General features: G+C 72.0%; 12 protein-coding genes. 9 read left to right on the top strand and 3 right to left on the bottom strand.

The annotated features are described in order from the left end of the window. Nucleotides 1–136 precede the first annotated feature (136 nt). The 3 genes from lepA to hemW all read left to right on the top strand — a co-directional run bounded on the left by lepA (nucleotide 137) and on the right by hemW (nucleotide 5,404). Nucleotides 137–2,002: a translation elongation factor 4 gene (gene lepA / locus ACIA8N_RS03745; protein ID WP_365785447.1), complete on the top strand. Its 1,866-nt coding sequence runs from the start codon at nucleotides 137–139 to the stop codon at nucleotides 2,000–2,002. A 221-nt stretch (nucleotides 2,003–2,223) separates the two neighbouring features. Next, the gene (locus ACIA8N_RS03740; RefSeq protein ID WP_365785449.1) at nucleotides 2,224–4,101 is read left to right on the top strand and encodes a long-chain fatty acid--CoA ligase; all 1,878 of its coding nucleotides are present in this window, start codon (nucleotides 2,224–2,226) and stop codon (nucleotides 4,099–4,101) included. Between the two features lie 61 nt (nucleotides 4,102–4,162). Beyond that, the gene (gene hemW, locus ACIA8N_RS03735) at nucleotides 4,163–5,404 is read left to right on the top strand and encodes a radical SAM family heme chaperone HemW (protein ID WP_365785451.1); all 1,242 of its coding nucleotides are present in this window, start codon (nucleotides 4,163–4,165) and stop codon (nucleotides 5,402–5,404) included. 24 nt (nucleotides 5,405–5,428) lie between these two features. Here the strand turns inward: hemW and ACIA8N_RS03730 are convergent, their stop codons facing one another. The 3 genes from ACIA8N_RS03730 to ACIA8N_RS03720 all read right to left on the bottom strand — a co-directional run bounded on the left by ACIA8N_RS03730 (nucleotide 5,429) and on the right by ACIA8N_RS03720 (nucleotide 8,401). Then, nucleotides 5,429–6,601: a Cmx/CmrA family chloramphenicol efflux MFS transporter gene (locus ACIA8N_RS03730; RefSeq protein ID WP_365785453.1), complete on the bottom strand. Its 1,173-nt coding sequence runs from the start codon at nucleotides 6,599–6,601 to the stop codon at nucleotides 5,429–5,431. A gap of 257 nt (nucleotides 6,602–6,858) precedes the next feature. Further along, nucleotides 6,859–7,662, bottom strand: coding sequence for a DUF3097 domain-containing protein (locus ACIA8N_RS03725; RefSeq protein ID WP_365785456.1), 804 nt, complete (start codon nucleotides 7,660–7,662; stop codon nucleotides 6,859–6,861). A gap of 10 nt (nucleotides 7,663–7,672) precedes the next feature. Next, entirely contained in the window at nucleotides 7,673–8,401 is a 729-nt protein-coding gene (locus ACIA8N_RS03720; RefSeq protein WP_365785458.1) for an MBL fold metallo-hydrolase, read from the bottom strand. A gap of 148 nt (nucleotides 8,402–8,549) precedes the next feature. On the opposite strand from ACIA8N_RS03720, the gene hrcA reads away from it, so the two are divergent. From hrcA to ACIA8N_RS03690, 6 genes are all read left to right on the top strand, one after another. After that, nucleotides 8,550–9,569 (top strand): heat-inducible transcriptional repressor HrcA, encoded by a 1,020-nt coding sequence (hrcA, locus tag ACIA8N_RS03715; RefSeq protein WP_030217447.1) that lies wholly within the window; start codon nucleotides 8,550–8,552, stop codon nucleotides 9,567–9,569. After that, entirely contained in the window at nucleotides 9,570–10,709 is a 1,140-nt protein-coding gene (gene dnaJ, locus ACIA8N_RS03710) for a molecular chaperone DnaJ (protein WP_365785460.1), read from the top strand. Between the two features lie 152 nt (nucleotides 10,710–10,861). After that, entirely contained in the window at nucleotides 10,862–11,959 is a 1,098-nt protein-coding gene (locus ACIA8N_RS03705; RefSeq protein ID WP_365785462.1) for a nitronate monooxygenase, read from the top strand. Further along, nucleotides 11,956–12,699, top strand: a complete 744-nt coding sequence (locus ACIA8N_RS03700) for a 16S rRNA (uracil(1498)-N(3))-methyltransferase (RefSeq protein ID WP_365785464.1) — start codon at nucleotides 11,956–11,958, stop codon at nucleotides 12,697–12,699. Before ACIA8N_RS03705 ends, ACIA8N_RS03700 begins: the two co-directional genes overlap by 4 nt. Nucleotides 12,700–12,727: 28 nt before the next feature. Next, nucleotides 12,728–14,032 carry an ATP-binding protein gene (locus ACIA8N_RS03695; RefSeq protein ID WP_365785466.1) on the top strand — a complete coding sequence of 435 codons (1,305 nt, stop codon included), beginning with the start codon at nucleotides 12,728–12,730 and terminating at the stop codon, nucleotides 14,030–14,032. Continuing rightward, nucleotides 14,029–15,132: a tetratricopeptide repeat protein gene (locus tag ACIA8N_RS03690; RefSeq protein WP_365785468.1), complete on the top strand. Its 1,104-nt coding sequence runs from the start codon at nucleotides 14,029–14,031 to the stop codon at nucleotides 15,130–15,132. The genes ACIA8N_RS03695 and ACIA8N_RS03690 overlap by 4 nt, the downstream gene beginning before the upstream one ends. Nucleotide 15,133: the final 1 nt, after the last annotated feature.

The following is a 15,133-nucleotide window of genomic DNA, read 5'->3' as shown; positions in this document are numbered from 1 at the left end:
GCTGAGAGGGCGCACGAGACACAGCTGTCCACAGTATCAGTCACCCTCACGCCCGCCCAAACCGGGCGCAGGGCGACGGGCATGGGACCATGGAGCCTACGTATCGATCCGACATCGCCCCGAGACGAGACCCTGCGTGCCCGCGACTCCTACCAACGTGCCCGAGCCGAGCCGTACCGACCCGGCTCTGATCCGCAACTTCTGCATCATCGCGCACATCGACCACGGCAAGTCCACGCTCGCCGACCGGATGCTCCAGCTGACCGGTGTGGTCGACCAGCGGCAGATGCGTGCCCAGTATCTCGACCGGATGGACATCGAGCGGGAGCGCGGCATCACGATCAAGTCCCAGGCGGTCCGGCTGCCGTGGGCGCCGACCGAGGGGCCGTCCCAGGGCGCCACGCACATCCTGAACATGATCGATACCCCCGGGCACGTCGACTTCACGTACGAGGTCTCGCGTTCGCTCGCGGCCTGTGAGGGCACGGTCCTGCTGGTCGACGCGGCCCAGGGCATCGAGGCGCAGACCCTCGCCAACCTGTACCTGGCGATGGAGAACGACCTCACCATCGTCCCGGTCCTGAACAAGATCGACCTGCCGGCCGCCCAGCCGGAGAAGTTCTCCGAGGAGCTCGCGAACCTCATCGGCTGCCAGCCGGAGGACGTCCTCAAGGTCTCGGCGAAGACCGGTGTCGGTGTCGACGCGCTGCTCGACCGGGTCGTCCGCGACGTCCCCGCGCCCGTCGGTGTCGCCGACGCGCCCGCACGCGCGATGATCTTCGACTCCGTGTACGACTCGTACCGCGGCGTGGTGACCTACGTCCGTGTCGTCGACGGGCAGCTCAACAAGCGCGAGCGCATCAAGATGATGTCGACCGGCGCCACCCACGAGCTCCTGGAGATCGGCGTCTCGTCCCCCGAGATGACGTCGGCCGACGGCATCGGCGTCGGCGAGGTCGGCTACATCATCACCGGCGTGAAGGACGTCCGTCAGTCCAAGGTCGGTGACACGATCACCTCGCTGAACAAGGGCGCCACCGAGGCCCTCGGCGGCTACAAGGACCCGAAGCCGATGGTGTTCTCGGGCCTCTACCCGCTGGACGGCTCGGAGTACCCGGACCTCCGCGAGGCCCTCGACAAGCTCCAGCTCAACGACGCCGCCCTCGTCTACGAGCCGGAGACCTCCGCCGCGCTCGGCTTCGGCTTCCGCGTCGGTTTCCTGGGACTGCTCCACCTCGACGTGATCCGTGAGCGGCTCGAGCGCGAGTTCGGGCTCGACCTGATCGCCACCGCGCCGAACGTCGTGTACCGCGTGGTCATGGAGGACGGCAGCGAGCACACGGTCACGAACCCGAGCGAGTTCCCCGAGGGTAAGATCAACGACGTGTACGAGCCCGTCGTACGCGCCACGATCCTGGCCCCGAGCGAGTTCATCGGCGCGATCATGGAGCTGTGCCAGACCCGTCGCGGCACCCTTCTCGGCATGGACTACCTCTCCGAGGACCGGGTCGAGATCCGCTACACCCTGCCCCTCGCGGAGATCGTCTTCGACTTCTTCGACCAGCTGAAGTCCAAGACGCGCGGTTACGCCTCCCTCGACTACGAGCCCACCGGCGAGCAGGCCTCCAGCCTGGTCAAGGTCGACATCCTGCTGCACGGCGACAAGGTCGACGCGTTCTCCGCCGTCACCCACAAGGACGCCGCGTACGCCTACGGTGTGCGGCTCGTCGCCAAGCTGCGCGAGCTCATCCCGCGGCAGGCCTTCGAGGTGCCGATCCAGGCCGCGATCGGCTCCCGGGTCATCGCCCGCGAGACCATTCGCGCCATCCGCAAGGACGTCCTCGCCAAGTGCTACGGCGGTGACATCTCCCGTAAGCGGAAGCTGCTCGAGAAGCAGAAGGAAGGCAAGAAGCGCATGAAGATGGTCGGCTCGGTGGAGGTGCCGCAGGAGGCCTTCATCGCCGTCCTGTCGAGCGACGAGTCCTCCGGCAAGAAGAAGTAGCCGCGGCAGACGCGGTCGATGAACGGGTCCACGTGCCGAGTGCGCGCGGGCCCGTTCCGCGTCGGTACGCGGGTTCGTTCGTTATTGAAGCGACGTCAAGCGACGCCCTGTAGACCCTTACGCGCCAGACCCCGGGCCTTTACTCTGATCCCGGCTCGAAGGTTACTCGCCAGTTAGTTTTACGAACCACCAGAAGGCACCGCCGCCGCCCGGAGGACGTCGTGAGCGACACACAGACCCAGATCGAGAACCGGCCGCCCTCCGTGGCTGCCCTCTTCCTTGAGCGCGTCGAGCGGACTCCGGACGCCGAGGCCTACCGCTATCCGGTGCCCGCCGCCTCCGGCACCGGTCCCGACGACTGGAAGTCGCTCAGCTGGGGGCAGGCCGCCGAGCGGGTCTACTCCATCGCCGCCGGCCTCGCCGACCTCGGCGTGCAGTCCGAGGAGCGCGTCGCCCTCGCCTCCGCCACCCGCGTCGAGTGGATCCTCGCCGACCTCGGCGTGATGTGCGCCGGCGCCGCGACCACCACGGTCTACCCGCAGACCAACGCGGAGGAGTCGGCGTTCATCCTCTCCGACTCCGAGTCGAAGGTCCTCATCGCCGAGGACGCGGCCCAGCTCGCCAAGGCCGTGGAGCGCCGCGCCGAGCTGCCGAACCTCCACCACGTGGTCGTCATCGACGCCACCGGGGTCGAGAGCGACGGCGAGTTCGTCCTCTCCCTCGCGGAGCTGGAGGCGCGCGGCAAGGCGTACCTGGAGAAGCACCCCGAGGCCGTCAAGGAGCGGGTCGCGGCGATCACCCCGACCCAGCTCGCGACCCTCATCTACACCTCGGGCACCACCGGCCGCCCCAAGGGCGTCCGCCTCCCGCACGACAACTGGTCGTACATGGCGAAGGCCATCGCCGCCACCGGACTCGTCACCCAGGACGACGTCCAGTACCTGTGGCTGCCGCTCGCCCACGTCTTCGGCAAGGTCCTCACCTCGGGACAGATCGAGGTCGGGCACGTCACCGCCGTCGACGGCCGGGTCGACAAGATCATCGAGAACCTGCCGGTGGTCCAGCCGACCTACATGGCCGCCGTCCCCCGCATCTTCGAGAAGGTCTACAACGGCGTCGCCGCCAAGGCCCGCGCGGCCGGCGGAGCCAAGTACAAGATCTTCCAGTGGGCAGCGGGCGTCTCCCGCGACTACGCCAAGGCGACCCAGGACAACTTCCGCCGCACCGGCACCGCCTCCGCGCCCTTCGGCCTCACCGCCAAGCACAAGGTCGCCGACGCCCTCGTCTACGCCAAGATCCGTGACGCCTTCGGCGGCAACCTGCGCGCGTGCATCTCCGGATCAGCCGCGCTCGCCCCCGAGATCGGCTACTTCTTCGCCGGCGCGGGCATCCACATCCTGGAGGGGTACGGACTCACCGAGTCCTCCGCCGCCTCCTTCGTCAACCCGGGCGAGGCCTACCGCACCGGCACCGTCGGCAAGCCGCTCCCCGGCACCGAGGTCCGGATCGCCGACGACGGCGAGATCCTGCTGCGCGGCCCCGGCATCATGGAGGGCTACCACGGCCTGCCCGAGAAGACGGCCGAGGTCCTGGAGTCCGACGGCTGGTTCCACACCGGTGACATCGGCGAGCTGTCCGCCGACGGCTACCTGCGGATCACCGACCGCAAGAAGGACCTGATCAAGACCTCCGGCGGCAAGTACATCGCGCCGGCCGAGGTCGAGGGCCAGTTCAAGGCCGTCTGCCCGTTCGTCTCGAACATCCTGGTCCACGGCGCCGACCGGAACTTCTGCACCGCGCTGATCGCCCTCGACGAGCCCTCCCTCCTCGGCTGGGCCGCCGAGCACGACCTCGCGGGCAAGCCGTACGCCGAGATCGTCGCCGCCCCGCAGACCGTGGCGATGATCCAGGGCTACGTCGACCGCCTCAACGCCGGCCTCCAGCGCTGGCAGACGATCAAGAAGTTCCGCCTGCTGCCGCGCGACCTCGACATCGAGCACGGCGAGCTGACGCCTTCGCTGAAGCTGAAGCGACCGGTCGTCGAGCGCGAGTACAAGGACCTCATCGAGGAGATGTACGCGGGGTCCCGCGAGTCCTGACCCTCGCTCCTGTGGAGAGGTTGTCCACAGGCCGGCCGTTCACCTCGGGCAGTACGGGACAATGGGGCTCATGCCTTCCGTACTGCCCGATGGTGAGACCGTTCCCGACGACGGGGCGCTGCCCCCGCACGCCCTGGAAGGGGCAGGGGAGCGGCCGCTCGGGTTCTACCTGCACGTGCCGTACTGCGCGACGCGCTGCGGCTACTGCGACTTCAACACGTACACGGCGAGCGAGCTGCGCGGCACCGGGGGCGTACTGGCCTCCCGGGACAACTACGCCGACCAGGTCGGCGACGAGATCCGGCTCGCCCGGAAGGTGCTCGGGGACGACCCCAGGCCGGTGCGGACCGTGTTCGTCGGCGGGGGTACGCCGACACTGCTCGCCGCCGGCGACCTCGTACGGATGCTGGGGGCGATCCGCGACGAGTTCGGGCTCGCGGACGACGCCGAGATCACGACCGAGGCGAACCCGGAGTCCGTGAACCCGGCGTACCTGGCGGAGCTGCGGGCCGGGGGCTTCAACCGGATCTCCTTCGGCATGCAGAGCGCCAAGCAGCACGTCCTGAAGGTCCTGGACCGCACGCACACCCCCGGACGGCCCGAGGCGTGCGTGGCGGAGGCGCGGACGGCCGGCTTCGACCACGTGAACCTGGATCTCATCTACGGCACGCCGGGGGAGTCCGACGACGACTGGCGGGCCTCGCTCGACGCGGCCATCGGAGCCGGACCCGACCACGTCAGCGCCTACGCGCTGATCGTCGAGGAGGGTACGCAGCTCGCGCGCCGCATCCGGCGCGGCGAGGTGCCGATGACCGACGACGACGTGCACGCCGACCGGTACCTGATCGCCGACTCCGTCCTCGCCGAGGCCGGTTTCGAGTGGTACGAGGTGTCCAACTGGGCCACCTCCGAGGCCGGTCGCTGCCTCCACAACGAGCTGTACTGGCGCGGCGCCGACTGGTGGGGCGCGGGGCCCGGCGCCCACAGCCACGTCGGCGGCGTCCGCTGGTGGAACGTGAAGCATCCCGGTGCGTACGCCGCCGCGCTGGCCGCGGGGAAGACGCCGGGGGCCGGACGGGAGCTGCTCTCCGACGAGGACCGGAGAGTCGAGCGCGTGCTCCTCGAACTGCGGCTCAAGGAGGGCGTCGAGCTGTCCCTCCTCAAGCCGGCGGGCCTCGCGGCGTCCCGCAAGGCCCTCGCCGACGGACTGCTCGACGACGGGCCGTACGCCGCCGGGCGGGCGGTACTGACCCTGCGGGGTCGGCTGCTCGCCGACGCGGTCGTGCGGGACCTCGTGGACTAGGTGGACTAGGGGGTGTCTTGCCGATCAGGCCGGGCCGGCCTGGTGCGCCGAGAGCACCTCGCGTGACGGCAGGGCGATGAGCAGGGCGCCCAGGACGAGAAGGCCGCTCGCCCACAGCGGTCCGAGCGTCCCCGCCCCGGTTTCGAGGGCGACGGCGGCGGCGAGCGGTCCGCCGGCCGCCCCGACGTTGAGTGCCGCGGTCGCGTAGGAGCCGGCCATGGTGGGGGCTCCCGCGGCCTCGTGGAGGACCCGCGCGATCAGAGTGCCGCCCAGCGCGAACGACGCCGTGCCCTGCACGAACACGAGGGTGAGCAGCGCGACCGGCATGTCGGCCAGCACGGCCAGGGCGGGCCAGCCGACGAGCAGCAGTGGACCGCCGACCGCCACGACCCGGCCCGGGTACCGGTCGGACCACCGCCCCGCGAGGGTGATCCCCGCGAAGGAGCCCACCCCGAAGAGGACCAGGGCGACCGGGACCCACAGCTCGCCGAGCCCGGCGGAACCGGTCACGACGGGCGCGAGGAACGTGAAGCCGGCGAAGGTCGCCGCGTTCACCAGGGCTCCGAGCAGCATCACCAGGAGCAGCCGCGGTCGCCTGAGCCGCGCCAGCTCCGCACGCAGGTCCGGCACCTCGGCCATGCCCTCCCGAGCGGGCCGTGCCGGGAACCCCAGGAGGACGCCGAGGGCCGCGGGCAGGCAGAGCGCGGCGACGGCCCAGAACGTGGCCCGCCAGTCGAGCAGCGTGCCGAGCAGCGATCCGGCGGGGACCCCGGCGATCGTGGCCACCGTCGTACCCGACAGCAGCACGGCCAGCGCGCGCCCCTTCCGGTCCGGCGGCACGAGCCGGGCGGCGGTGGTCAGGGCCAGGGCCAGGAACCCGGCGTTCGCGAGGGCCGCGACCACCCTGGTGGCGAACAGGACGGCGAAGCTGGTGGTGACGGCGCCCAGGACGTGCGCCGCCGAGAACACGAGAACGAACCCGAGCAGGCTCGCCCGCACCGCCCAGTTGCGGGCGAGGGCGGCCAGGAGCGGCGCGCCGACGATCATTCCGACGGCGAAGGCCGACGTGAGCAGGCCCGCGCTGCCGACGTGGACACCGAGGTCTGAGGCGATGTCCGGCACGAGGCCGGCGAGCATGAACTCCGAGGTGCCCATGGCGAAGACCGCCAGGGCGAGCAGAAGGAGCGGGAGGGGCATCGAGTGGCTCCGGGGTGAGGAGAATGACGACAGAGGCATCTCGTCACCGCGGTCAGCACCCACGGGGCACACGCGTCCGGCCGCGGAGGGCGGCGGGACGACAGGGCGGCAGGGACCCGGGAGAACTCAGGGGTTCAGGGGGCTGACGGCGTGACCGAAAGCCCCCGACGTGTCCGACTCGGGGCTCGACATGCCGCGCACGCTACCCGAGCGAGCGACGGCGGGGCACCCCCGTTCGTACGCGGGAGGCGAGGCCCCTACGGCGCCGTCACGAAGTCGATCAGTTCCTCCACGCGGCCCAGGAGTTCCGGTTCCAGGTCCTTGTACGTCGTGACCCTCGACAGGATGTGCTGCCAGGCCGCACCCGTGTTGTCGTGCGGCCAGCCCAGCGCGCGGCACACGCCCGTCTTCCAGTCCTCGCCCCTGGGGACCCTCGGCCACGCCCGGATGCCCACCGAGGACGGCTTCACCGCCTCCCAGATGTCGATGTACGGGTGGCCGACGACCAGGACGTCAGGAGAGGTCACCTGGGCGGCGATCCTCGACTCCTTCGAACCCGGGACCAGGTGGTCCACCAGGACCCCCAGGCGGGCGTCCGGTGCCGGGGCGAAGTCGGCCACGATCGACGGCAGGTCGTCGACGCCCTCCAGGTACTCCACGACCACGCCCTCGATCCGCAGGTCGTCGCCCCAGACCCGCTCCACGAGCTCGGCGTCGTGGCGGCCCTCGACGTAGATCCGGCCGGCCCGCGCCACGCGCGCGCGTGCGCCCGGCACCGCGACGGAGCCCGAGGCCGTACGGGTGGGGCGGGCGGGGGCCGCGACCGGGCGGACCAGCGTCACCACCCGGCCCTCCAGGAGGAAGCCGCGCGGCTCCATCGGGAACACCCGGTGCTTGCCGAAGCGGTCCTCCAGCGTCACAGTCCCCGCCTCGCAGCGGATCACCGCCCCGCAGAAGCCCGTGGCGACCTCCTCGACGACGAGGTCGCGGTCGGCCGGGATCTCCGGGACGGGCTTCGGCTTCTTCCAGGACGGCGTCAGGTCCGGGTTGTAGCTGCGCATTCCGGTGACGTTAGGTCACGTGGAAGCGGTGTGCCAGTTCATCGCGCTGTACCCGTACGAACGTGGCGTCCACCACGGCCCCGTGCCCCGGCACGTACACCGCGTCCTCGCCGCCGAGCCGCAGCAGCCGGTCGAGCGCGTCCGGCCAGCGGGAGGGGATCGCGTCCGGGCCCGCCTGCGGCTCGCCCGACTCCTCGACCAGGTCGCCGCAGAACACCACCTCCCGCTCGCCCGGCACCAGGAGCACCAGGTCGTGGCCCGTGTGGCCGGGGCCCACGTTCGCCAGGAGGACCTGCCGGCCTCCCAGGTCGAGCGTCCACTCGCCCGAGACCACGTGCCGCGGGACCACCAGGGCGTCCACCGCCTCCGCGGCCGCCACCGGGTCGAGCCCGTGCCGTACCGCGTCCCCGCGCAGCTCGTCCCGGTCCCGCACCCGGCCGAGCAGCTCGTCCGAGCCGACCGCGCCGAAGACCTCCGCGTCCGCGAACGCCGCCGTGCCCAGCACATGGTCGAAATGGGGATGACCGAGTGCGATGTGCGTCACTTCGCGACCGCTCGTGAGCCCCGTGATCTGGGCCCGCAGCTCGGCGCCCTCCGCGAGCGACGAGCCCGTGTCGTACAGCAGCACGGCCCGTTCACCCAGGACCAGCCCGACCGTGGCGTCCCAGCGGGGCAGCCGTCGCCGGCCCACCCCGTCCGCGAGCCGCTCCCATCCGTACGCTTCCCAATCCACGTCCATGAGGCGACGCTAGCCGGTGGGAGCGCCGCCACCTTGCCAGGAGCGACGCCCGCCGCCGTACACTGGCCGGGGGATCGCTGGCACTCGAACAGGCCGAGTGCCAAATGCGGAGCAACCGGAACGACGACGAGAGCTGGAGGTGCGCACGATGCTCAGCGAACGCAGACTCGAGGTGCTGCGCGCCATCGTCCAGGACTACGTCGGGACGGAGGAGCCGGTCGGCTCCAAGGCGCTCACCGAGCGCCACAAGCTCGGCGTCTCGCCGGCCACGGTGCGCAACGACATGGCGGTCCTGGAGGAGGAGGGCTTCATCGCCCAGCCCCACACCAGCGCCGGCCGCATTCCGACCGACAAGGGCTACCGGCTCTTCGTCGACCGGCTCGCCGGCGTCAAGCCGCTGTCGACGCCCGAGCGCCGGGCCATCCACAACTTCCTCGACGGCGCGGTGGACCTCGACGACGTCGTCGGCCGCACGGTCCGGCTGCTCGCCCAGCTGACCCGCCAGGTCGCCGTCGTCCAGTACCCCTCGCTGACCCGCTCGACCGTCCGGCACGTGGAGCTGCTCTCGCTGGCCCCCGCCCGCCTGATGCTGGTGCTCATCACGGACACCGGCCGCGTCGAGCAGCGGCTCATCGACTGCCCCGCGCCCTTCGGCGAGACCTCGCTCGCCGATCTGCGGGCCCGGCTCAACAGCCGGGTCGTCGGCCGCCGGTTCGCCGACGTGCCGCAGCTGGTGCAGGACCTCCCCGAGTCCTTCGAGGAGACCGAGGACCGCGCCACGGTCACGACCGTGCTCGCGACCCTCCTCGAAAGCCTCGTCGAGGAGCACGAGGAGCGGCTGATGATCGGCGGCACCGCCAATCTCACCCGCTTCGGACACGACTTCCCCCTGATGATCAGGCCTGTCCTCGAAGCTCTGGAGGAGCAGGTCGTGCTCCTCAAGCTGCTGGGCGAGGCCAAGGAATCGGGCATGACCGTACGCATCGGGCACGAGAACGCCCACGAGGGGCTGAGCTCCACGTCCGTCGTCTCGGTCGGCTACGGTTCGGGCGGCGAAGCAGTCGCCAAACTCGGCGTGGTCGGACCGACCCGCATGGACTACCCCGGAACGATGGGAGCGGTACGCGCAGTGGCACGTTACGTCGGACAGATCCTGGCGGAGTCGTAAGTGGCCACGGACTACTACGCCGTACTCGGCGTGCGCCGCGACGCTTCCCAGGACGAGATCAAGAAGGCCTTCCGGAGGCTCGCCCGCGAGCTGCACCCGGACGTCAATCCCGATCCCAAGACGCAGGAACGCTTCAAGGAGATCAACGCCGCCTACGAGGTCCTCTCGGACCCGCAGAAGAAGCAGGTCTACGACCTCGGCGGCGACCCGCTCTCGGCCTCCGGCGGAGGCGGCGCGGGCGGCTTCGGAGCCGGTGGCTTCGGCAACTTCTCCGACATCATGGACGCCTTCTTCGGGACGGCCTCGCAGCGCGGCCCGCGCTCGCGGACCCGTCGTGGCCAGGACGCCATGATCCGTCTGGAGATCGACCTCAACGAGGCGGCCTTCGGCACGACCAAGGACATTCAGGTCGACACGGCGGTCGTCTGTACGACCTGCTCGGGCGAGGGCGCCGCACCCGGCACCACCGCGCAGACCTGTGACATGTGCCGCGGCCGCGGCGAGGTCTCGCAGGTCACCCGGTCGTTCCTCGGCCAGGTCATGACCTCGCGCCCCTGCCCGCAGTGCCAGGGCTTCGGCACCGTCGTCCCGACCCCGTGCCCCGAGTGCGCGGGCGACGGCCGGGTCAGGTCCCGTCGCACCCTCACGGTCAAGATCCCGGCCGGTGTCGACAACGGCACCCGGATCCAGCTCGCGGGCGAGGGAGAGGTCGGCCCCGGCGGCGGCCCCGCCGGCGACCTGTACGTCGAGATCCACGAGACCCCGCACGACATGTTCCAGCGGCGCGGCGACGACCTGCACTGCACGGTCACCCTGCCGATGACGGCGGCCGCGCTCGGCACCAAGGTGCAGCTGCAAACCCTCGACGGCCTCGAGGAGATCGACATCCGGCCGGGCACCCAGTCCGGCCAGTCGATCCCGCTGCACGGCCGTGGCGTCACCCACCTCCGCGGCAACGGCCGGGGCGACCTGATCGTGCACGTCGAGGTGCAGACCCCGGGCAAGCTCGACGCGGAGCAGGAACGCCTCCTGCGCGAACTGGCCAAACTGCGCGGCGAGGAGCGGCCCACCGGCCAGTTCCAGCCCGGTCAGCAGGGGTTGTTCTCGCGGCTCAAGGACGCCTTCAACGGGCGGACCTGACCCGGTCCGTACACCGGAGTGGGAGGGGCGGGACGGTGCTGAGCCGTCCCGCCCCTCCGCGTTTCCCCGAACGGCGAGCACGTCCCGGAGCCGCCCTTCCTGACATGACGTACGGATTCGGCCCCGAAGCAGGGGCATGGCACGATGCCCATATGTCCACCACCGCACTGAACGATCTCTCTCGGTTTCCGATCGTGCAGGCCCCCATGGCGGGTGGCGCCTCCTGTCCCGAACTGGTCGGAGCCGTCTGCGAGGCCGGGGCGCTCGGCTTCCTGGCCGGCGGCTACAAGACGGCCGGAGGCCTGTACCAGGAGATCAAGCAGGTACGCGGGCTCACCGCGCGCCCCTTCGGCGTCAACCTCTTCATGCCGCAGACCGGGCGGCCCGCCGACCCCGCCGCCCTCGAGGTCTACCGCCACCAGCTCGCCGGCGAGGCCACCTGGTACGACACCCCGCTCGGCGAGGCCGACGACAGCCGCGACGACGCCTACGACGCCAAGCTGGCCATCCTCCTGGACGACCCGGTCCGCGTCGTCTCCTTCACCTTCGGCTGCCCCGAGCCCGAGGTCCTCACCTCCTTCGCCCGCGCCGGTACGTACACGATCGTCACTGTCACCTCCGCCGACGAGGCCCTCACCGCCCAGCAGGCCGGCGCCGACGCCGTCTGCGTCCAGGGCGTCGAGGCCGGCGGGCACCAGGGCGCGTACCGCGACGACCCCGCCGACGACGCCCCGGGCACCGGACTGCTCGCCCTCCTCACCCAGGTCCGCGAGAGCGTCGCCCTGCCGATCGTCGCCACGGGCGGGATCATGCGCGGCGCGCAGATCGCCGCCGTCCTCGCCGCCGGGGCCGACGCCGCCCAGCTCGGCACCGCGTTCCTCTGCTGCCCCGAGTCGGGCGCCCACCCGCTGCACAAGCGGGCCCTGACCGACCCGCTGTTCACCAGGACCGCCTTCACCCGGGCCTTCTCCGGGCGCCCGGCGCGCGGCCTCGTCAACCGCTTCATGCGCGAGCACGGGCCGTACGCCCCCGCCGCCTACCCCGAGATCCACCACCTCACCGCCCCGATCCGCAAGGCCGCCGCCACCGCGGGCGACGCCCAGGGCATGGCCCTGTGGGCCGGCCAGGGCCACCGGCTCGCCCGCGAACTCCCCGCGGGCCAGCTGGTCGAGGTACTGGCCGCCGAACTCGACACCGCACTCGCCGACCTCCGCGACACCTCCCGGTTCGCCCACAGGAGCACCTCATGACCGCACCCGTCTTCGTCGTCGACGCCGTCCCCGGCGCCGGCACCTTCGTGCTCGAAGGGCCCGAAGGGCGGCACGCCGTCTCCGTGAAGCGGCTCCAGGGCGGTGAGGACCTCGTCCTCGTCGACGGCCGCGGCCGGTGGGCCGACTGCGTGGTGCTCGCCGCCGAGGGCAAGGACCGGCTGACCGTGCAGGTGTCGGGCGTGTACGAGGACCCCGAGGAGGAGCCCCGGATCACCGTCGTCCAGGCGCTGCCCAAGGGCGACAGGGGCGAAGTGGCCGTCGAGACGATGACGGAGACCGGGGTGGACGCCGTCGTGCCGTGGGCCGCCTCCCGCTGCATCACCCAGTGGAAGGGCGACCGGGGGTTGAAGGCGCTCGCCAAGTGGCGGTCCACCGCGCGCGAGGCCGGCAAGCAGTCGCGCCGCACCCGGTTCCCCGAGGTCTCCGACCTGATGACGACGAAGCAGGTCGCCGCGCTGCTCGCGGGCGCCGACTTCGCGGCCGTCCTGCACGAGGACCGGGACCACCCGAGCGGCGCGCTCGCCACCGCCGAACTCCCGGAGAAGGGCTCGATCGTGCTGATCGTCGGCCCCGAGGGCGGTGTCTCGCCGCAGGAACTCGCGGCGTTCGAGGAGGCCGGGGCGAAGCCGTACCGGCTGGGCCGGAGCGTGCTGCGGACCTCCACGGCGGGTACGGCGGCGACGGCGCTGGTCCTGGGGCGCACGGGCCGCTGGAGCTAGCCCGGCCCCCCCGCCTTAGGGTGGCCGCATGGCCGACGAGTCCCCCCTGATCCGCAGTCTGCGCGCCGCCGTGGCCGCCGCCCCCGGTGACGTACCCCTGCGTCTTCACTTCGCCGAACTCCTCCTGTCCGACGGGCGGAACGACGAGGCCGTCGCGGAGGCGGCGGTCGCGCTCCAGCACGCGCCGGGGGACGCGGACGCGCGCGCCCTGATGATGCGGGCGATGGGGATGCCGCAAGTCACCGCGCCCACCACGCCGGCCGCGCCCACCACGCCGGCCGCGCCCACCGCGCCCACCACGCCGACCGCGCCGACCGCGCCGGCCGCGCCCACGAACGGGTTCGACTGGGACGCCGCCGAGCAGCAGGTCCAGGACCTCGTGGGACCCCGTTTCCTGGAGGACCCGCAGGCCGCCGACGGCGAGGGGCCGGCAGGGGACGCCGCCGCCTGGGACGTCGACGCCCCCGGTTCCGTACGCCTCGCCGACGTCGGCGGCATGGAGGAGGTCAAGGACCGGCTCGAAGCCGCCTTCCTCGCCCCCATGCGCAACCCCGAACTGCGCCGCCTGTACGGCAAGTCGCTCCGCGGCGGCCTGCTCCTCTACGGGCCGCCCGGCTGCGGCAAGACCTTCATCGCGCGCGCCGTCGCCGGTGAACTCGGCGCGAACTTCCTCACCGTCTCGCTCTCCGACGTCCTCGACATGTGGATCGGCGCCTCGGAGAAGAACATCCACGACATCTTCGAGACCGCCCGCCGCCAGGCCCCCTGCGTCGTCTTCCTCGACGAGCTGGACGCCCTCGGCGCCAAGCGCTCCCGTACGCACCACAGCGGCCTGCGCAACGTCGTCAACCAGCTCCTCACCGAGCTCGACGGCATCGCGAGCGGCGCCGGCAACGAGGGCGTCTTCGTGCTCGCCGCCACCAACGTCCCCTGGGACGTGGACATCGCGCTGCGCCGCCCCGGGCGTCTCGACCGCACCCTGCTCGTGCTCCCGCCGGACGCCACCGCCCGCGAGTCGATCCTCCGCTACCACCTGCGCGAGCGCCCCATCGAGGCCGTCGATCTCGGCAAGCTGGTCAAGGCCACCGAGGACTTCTCCGGCGCCGACCTCGCCCACGTCTGCGAGACCGCCGCCGAGGCCGCGCTCCTCGACTCCGCCCGCACCGGCTCCGTACGCCTCATCACCACCAAGGACCTGCTCGGCGCGGCCAAGCAGATCAAGCCGTCCACGGAGCCGTGGTTCGCCGCCGCCCGGAACGTCGCCATGTTCGCCAACGAGGGCGGCCTGTACGACGACCTCCTCGCCCACCTCAAGCGGAAGCGCAAGCTGTGACCACCCCGGCCACCCCGACCGCCCTCCTGCGCGCCGAGGCCCTCTACGACACCGGGCGGTACACGCAGGCCGGCGAGCTCGTCGCCCAGCACCTGGCGACCGAACCGGAGGACGCCGAGGCGCTCGTCCTGCTGGCCCGCTGCCACCACCGCGCCGAGGACCACCCGGCCGCCCTCGCCGCCGTGGACCGGGCGCTCGCCGCCGAACCCGAGCTGCTCATGGCCTGGCTGATGCGGGTGCAGATCCTGCTGGGCCTGCGGCGCTTCCAGGACGCCGAGACCTCCGCCCGGTACGCCGTCCGACTCGCCCCGCAGTACTGGGGCACCCACTACGCCCTCGGCACCGCCCTCGCCCAGTTCGGGGAGCACGCGCGCACGCCCGCGCGTGCCGTCGAGGCGTACGAGGCGGCGCGGGCCGCCGTCGCCCTCGCCCCCGAGGAGGACGCGGCCCACTTCCTGGTCGGGCTCACCGCCCAGCGCCGGGGCGACCACGCCACCGCGCAGCGGGCGTACGAGACGACGCTGCGGCTCAACCCGCAGAGCAGCGAGGCCCACAACAACCTGTCGCTGCTGCGGCTTCGGCGCCGCTGGTTCCGGCGCGGGGCCTGGACGCAGGCCGCCGAGGGCTTCGTCGCCTCCGCCGCGCTCGACCTCCAGGACCGCAAGGCCCGCTACAACCTGGAGGCCATGGCCTGGAACACCGTCGCCGGAGCCCGCTGGGTGGCCCTGATCGGCTTCGTCGCCGCCGCGCTCGGCTCCGCCCCGGTCCGCACCGGAGCCACCGGCACGGAGGCGGTCGTGCCCTTCGTGATCGGCGCGGCCGTGCTCCTCGGGTCCTGGGGCGGCTGGGTGCTGTGGATGGGCCGCCGGGTGCCGCCCCGGCTGCGCCGCCCCCTGCTCCTCGTGGCGCGTTCCTGCCGGCCGGTGATCGCGATGGCCGCCGCCGTGGGGCTGCTCGGGCTCCACTCGGTGGTGACGATGGCCCTCTGGTCGTTCGGCGGGGGAGTGGTCGGCGGACTGGGGACGCCGCTGTTCTGGGCCGTGGTCATCACGTACTGGGTGAGCCGCTCGGCCCTGAACCGGCGCGCGCCGAAGGACTGAC

The organism is Streptomyces sp. NPDC051822 (assembly GCF_044452745.1).
In the GTDB taxonomy this organism is placed as follows: Bacteria; Actinomycetota; Actinomycetes; order Streptomycetales; family Streptomycetaceae; genus Streptomyces.
This window is presented reverse-complemented; position numbering and strand designations above follow the sequence as displayed.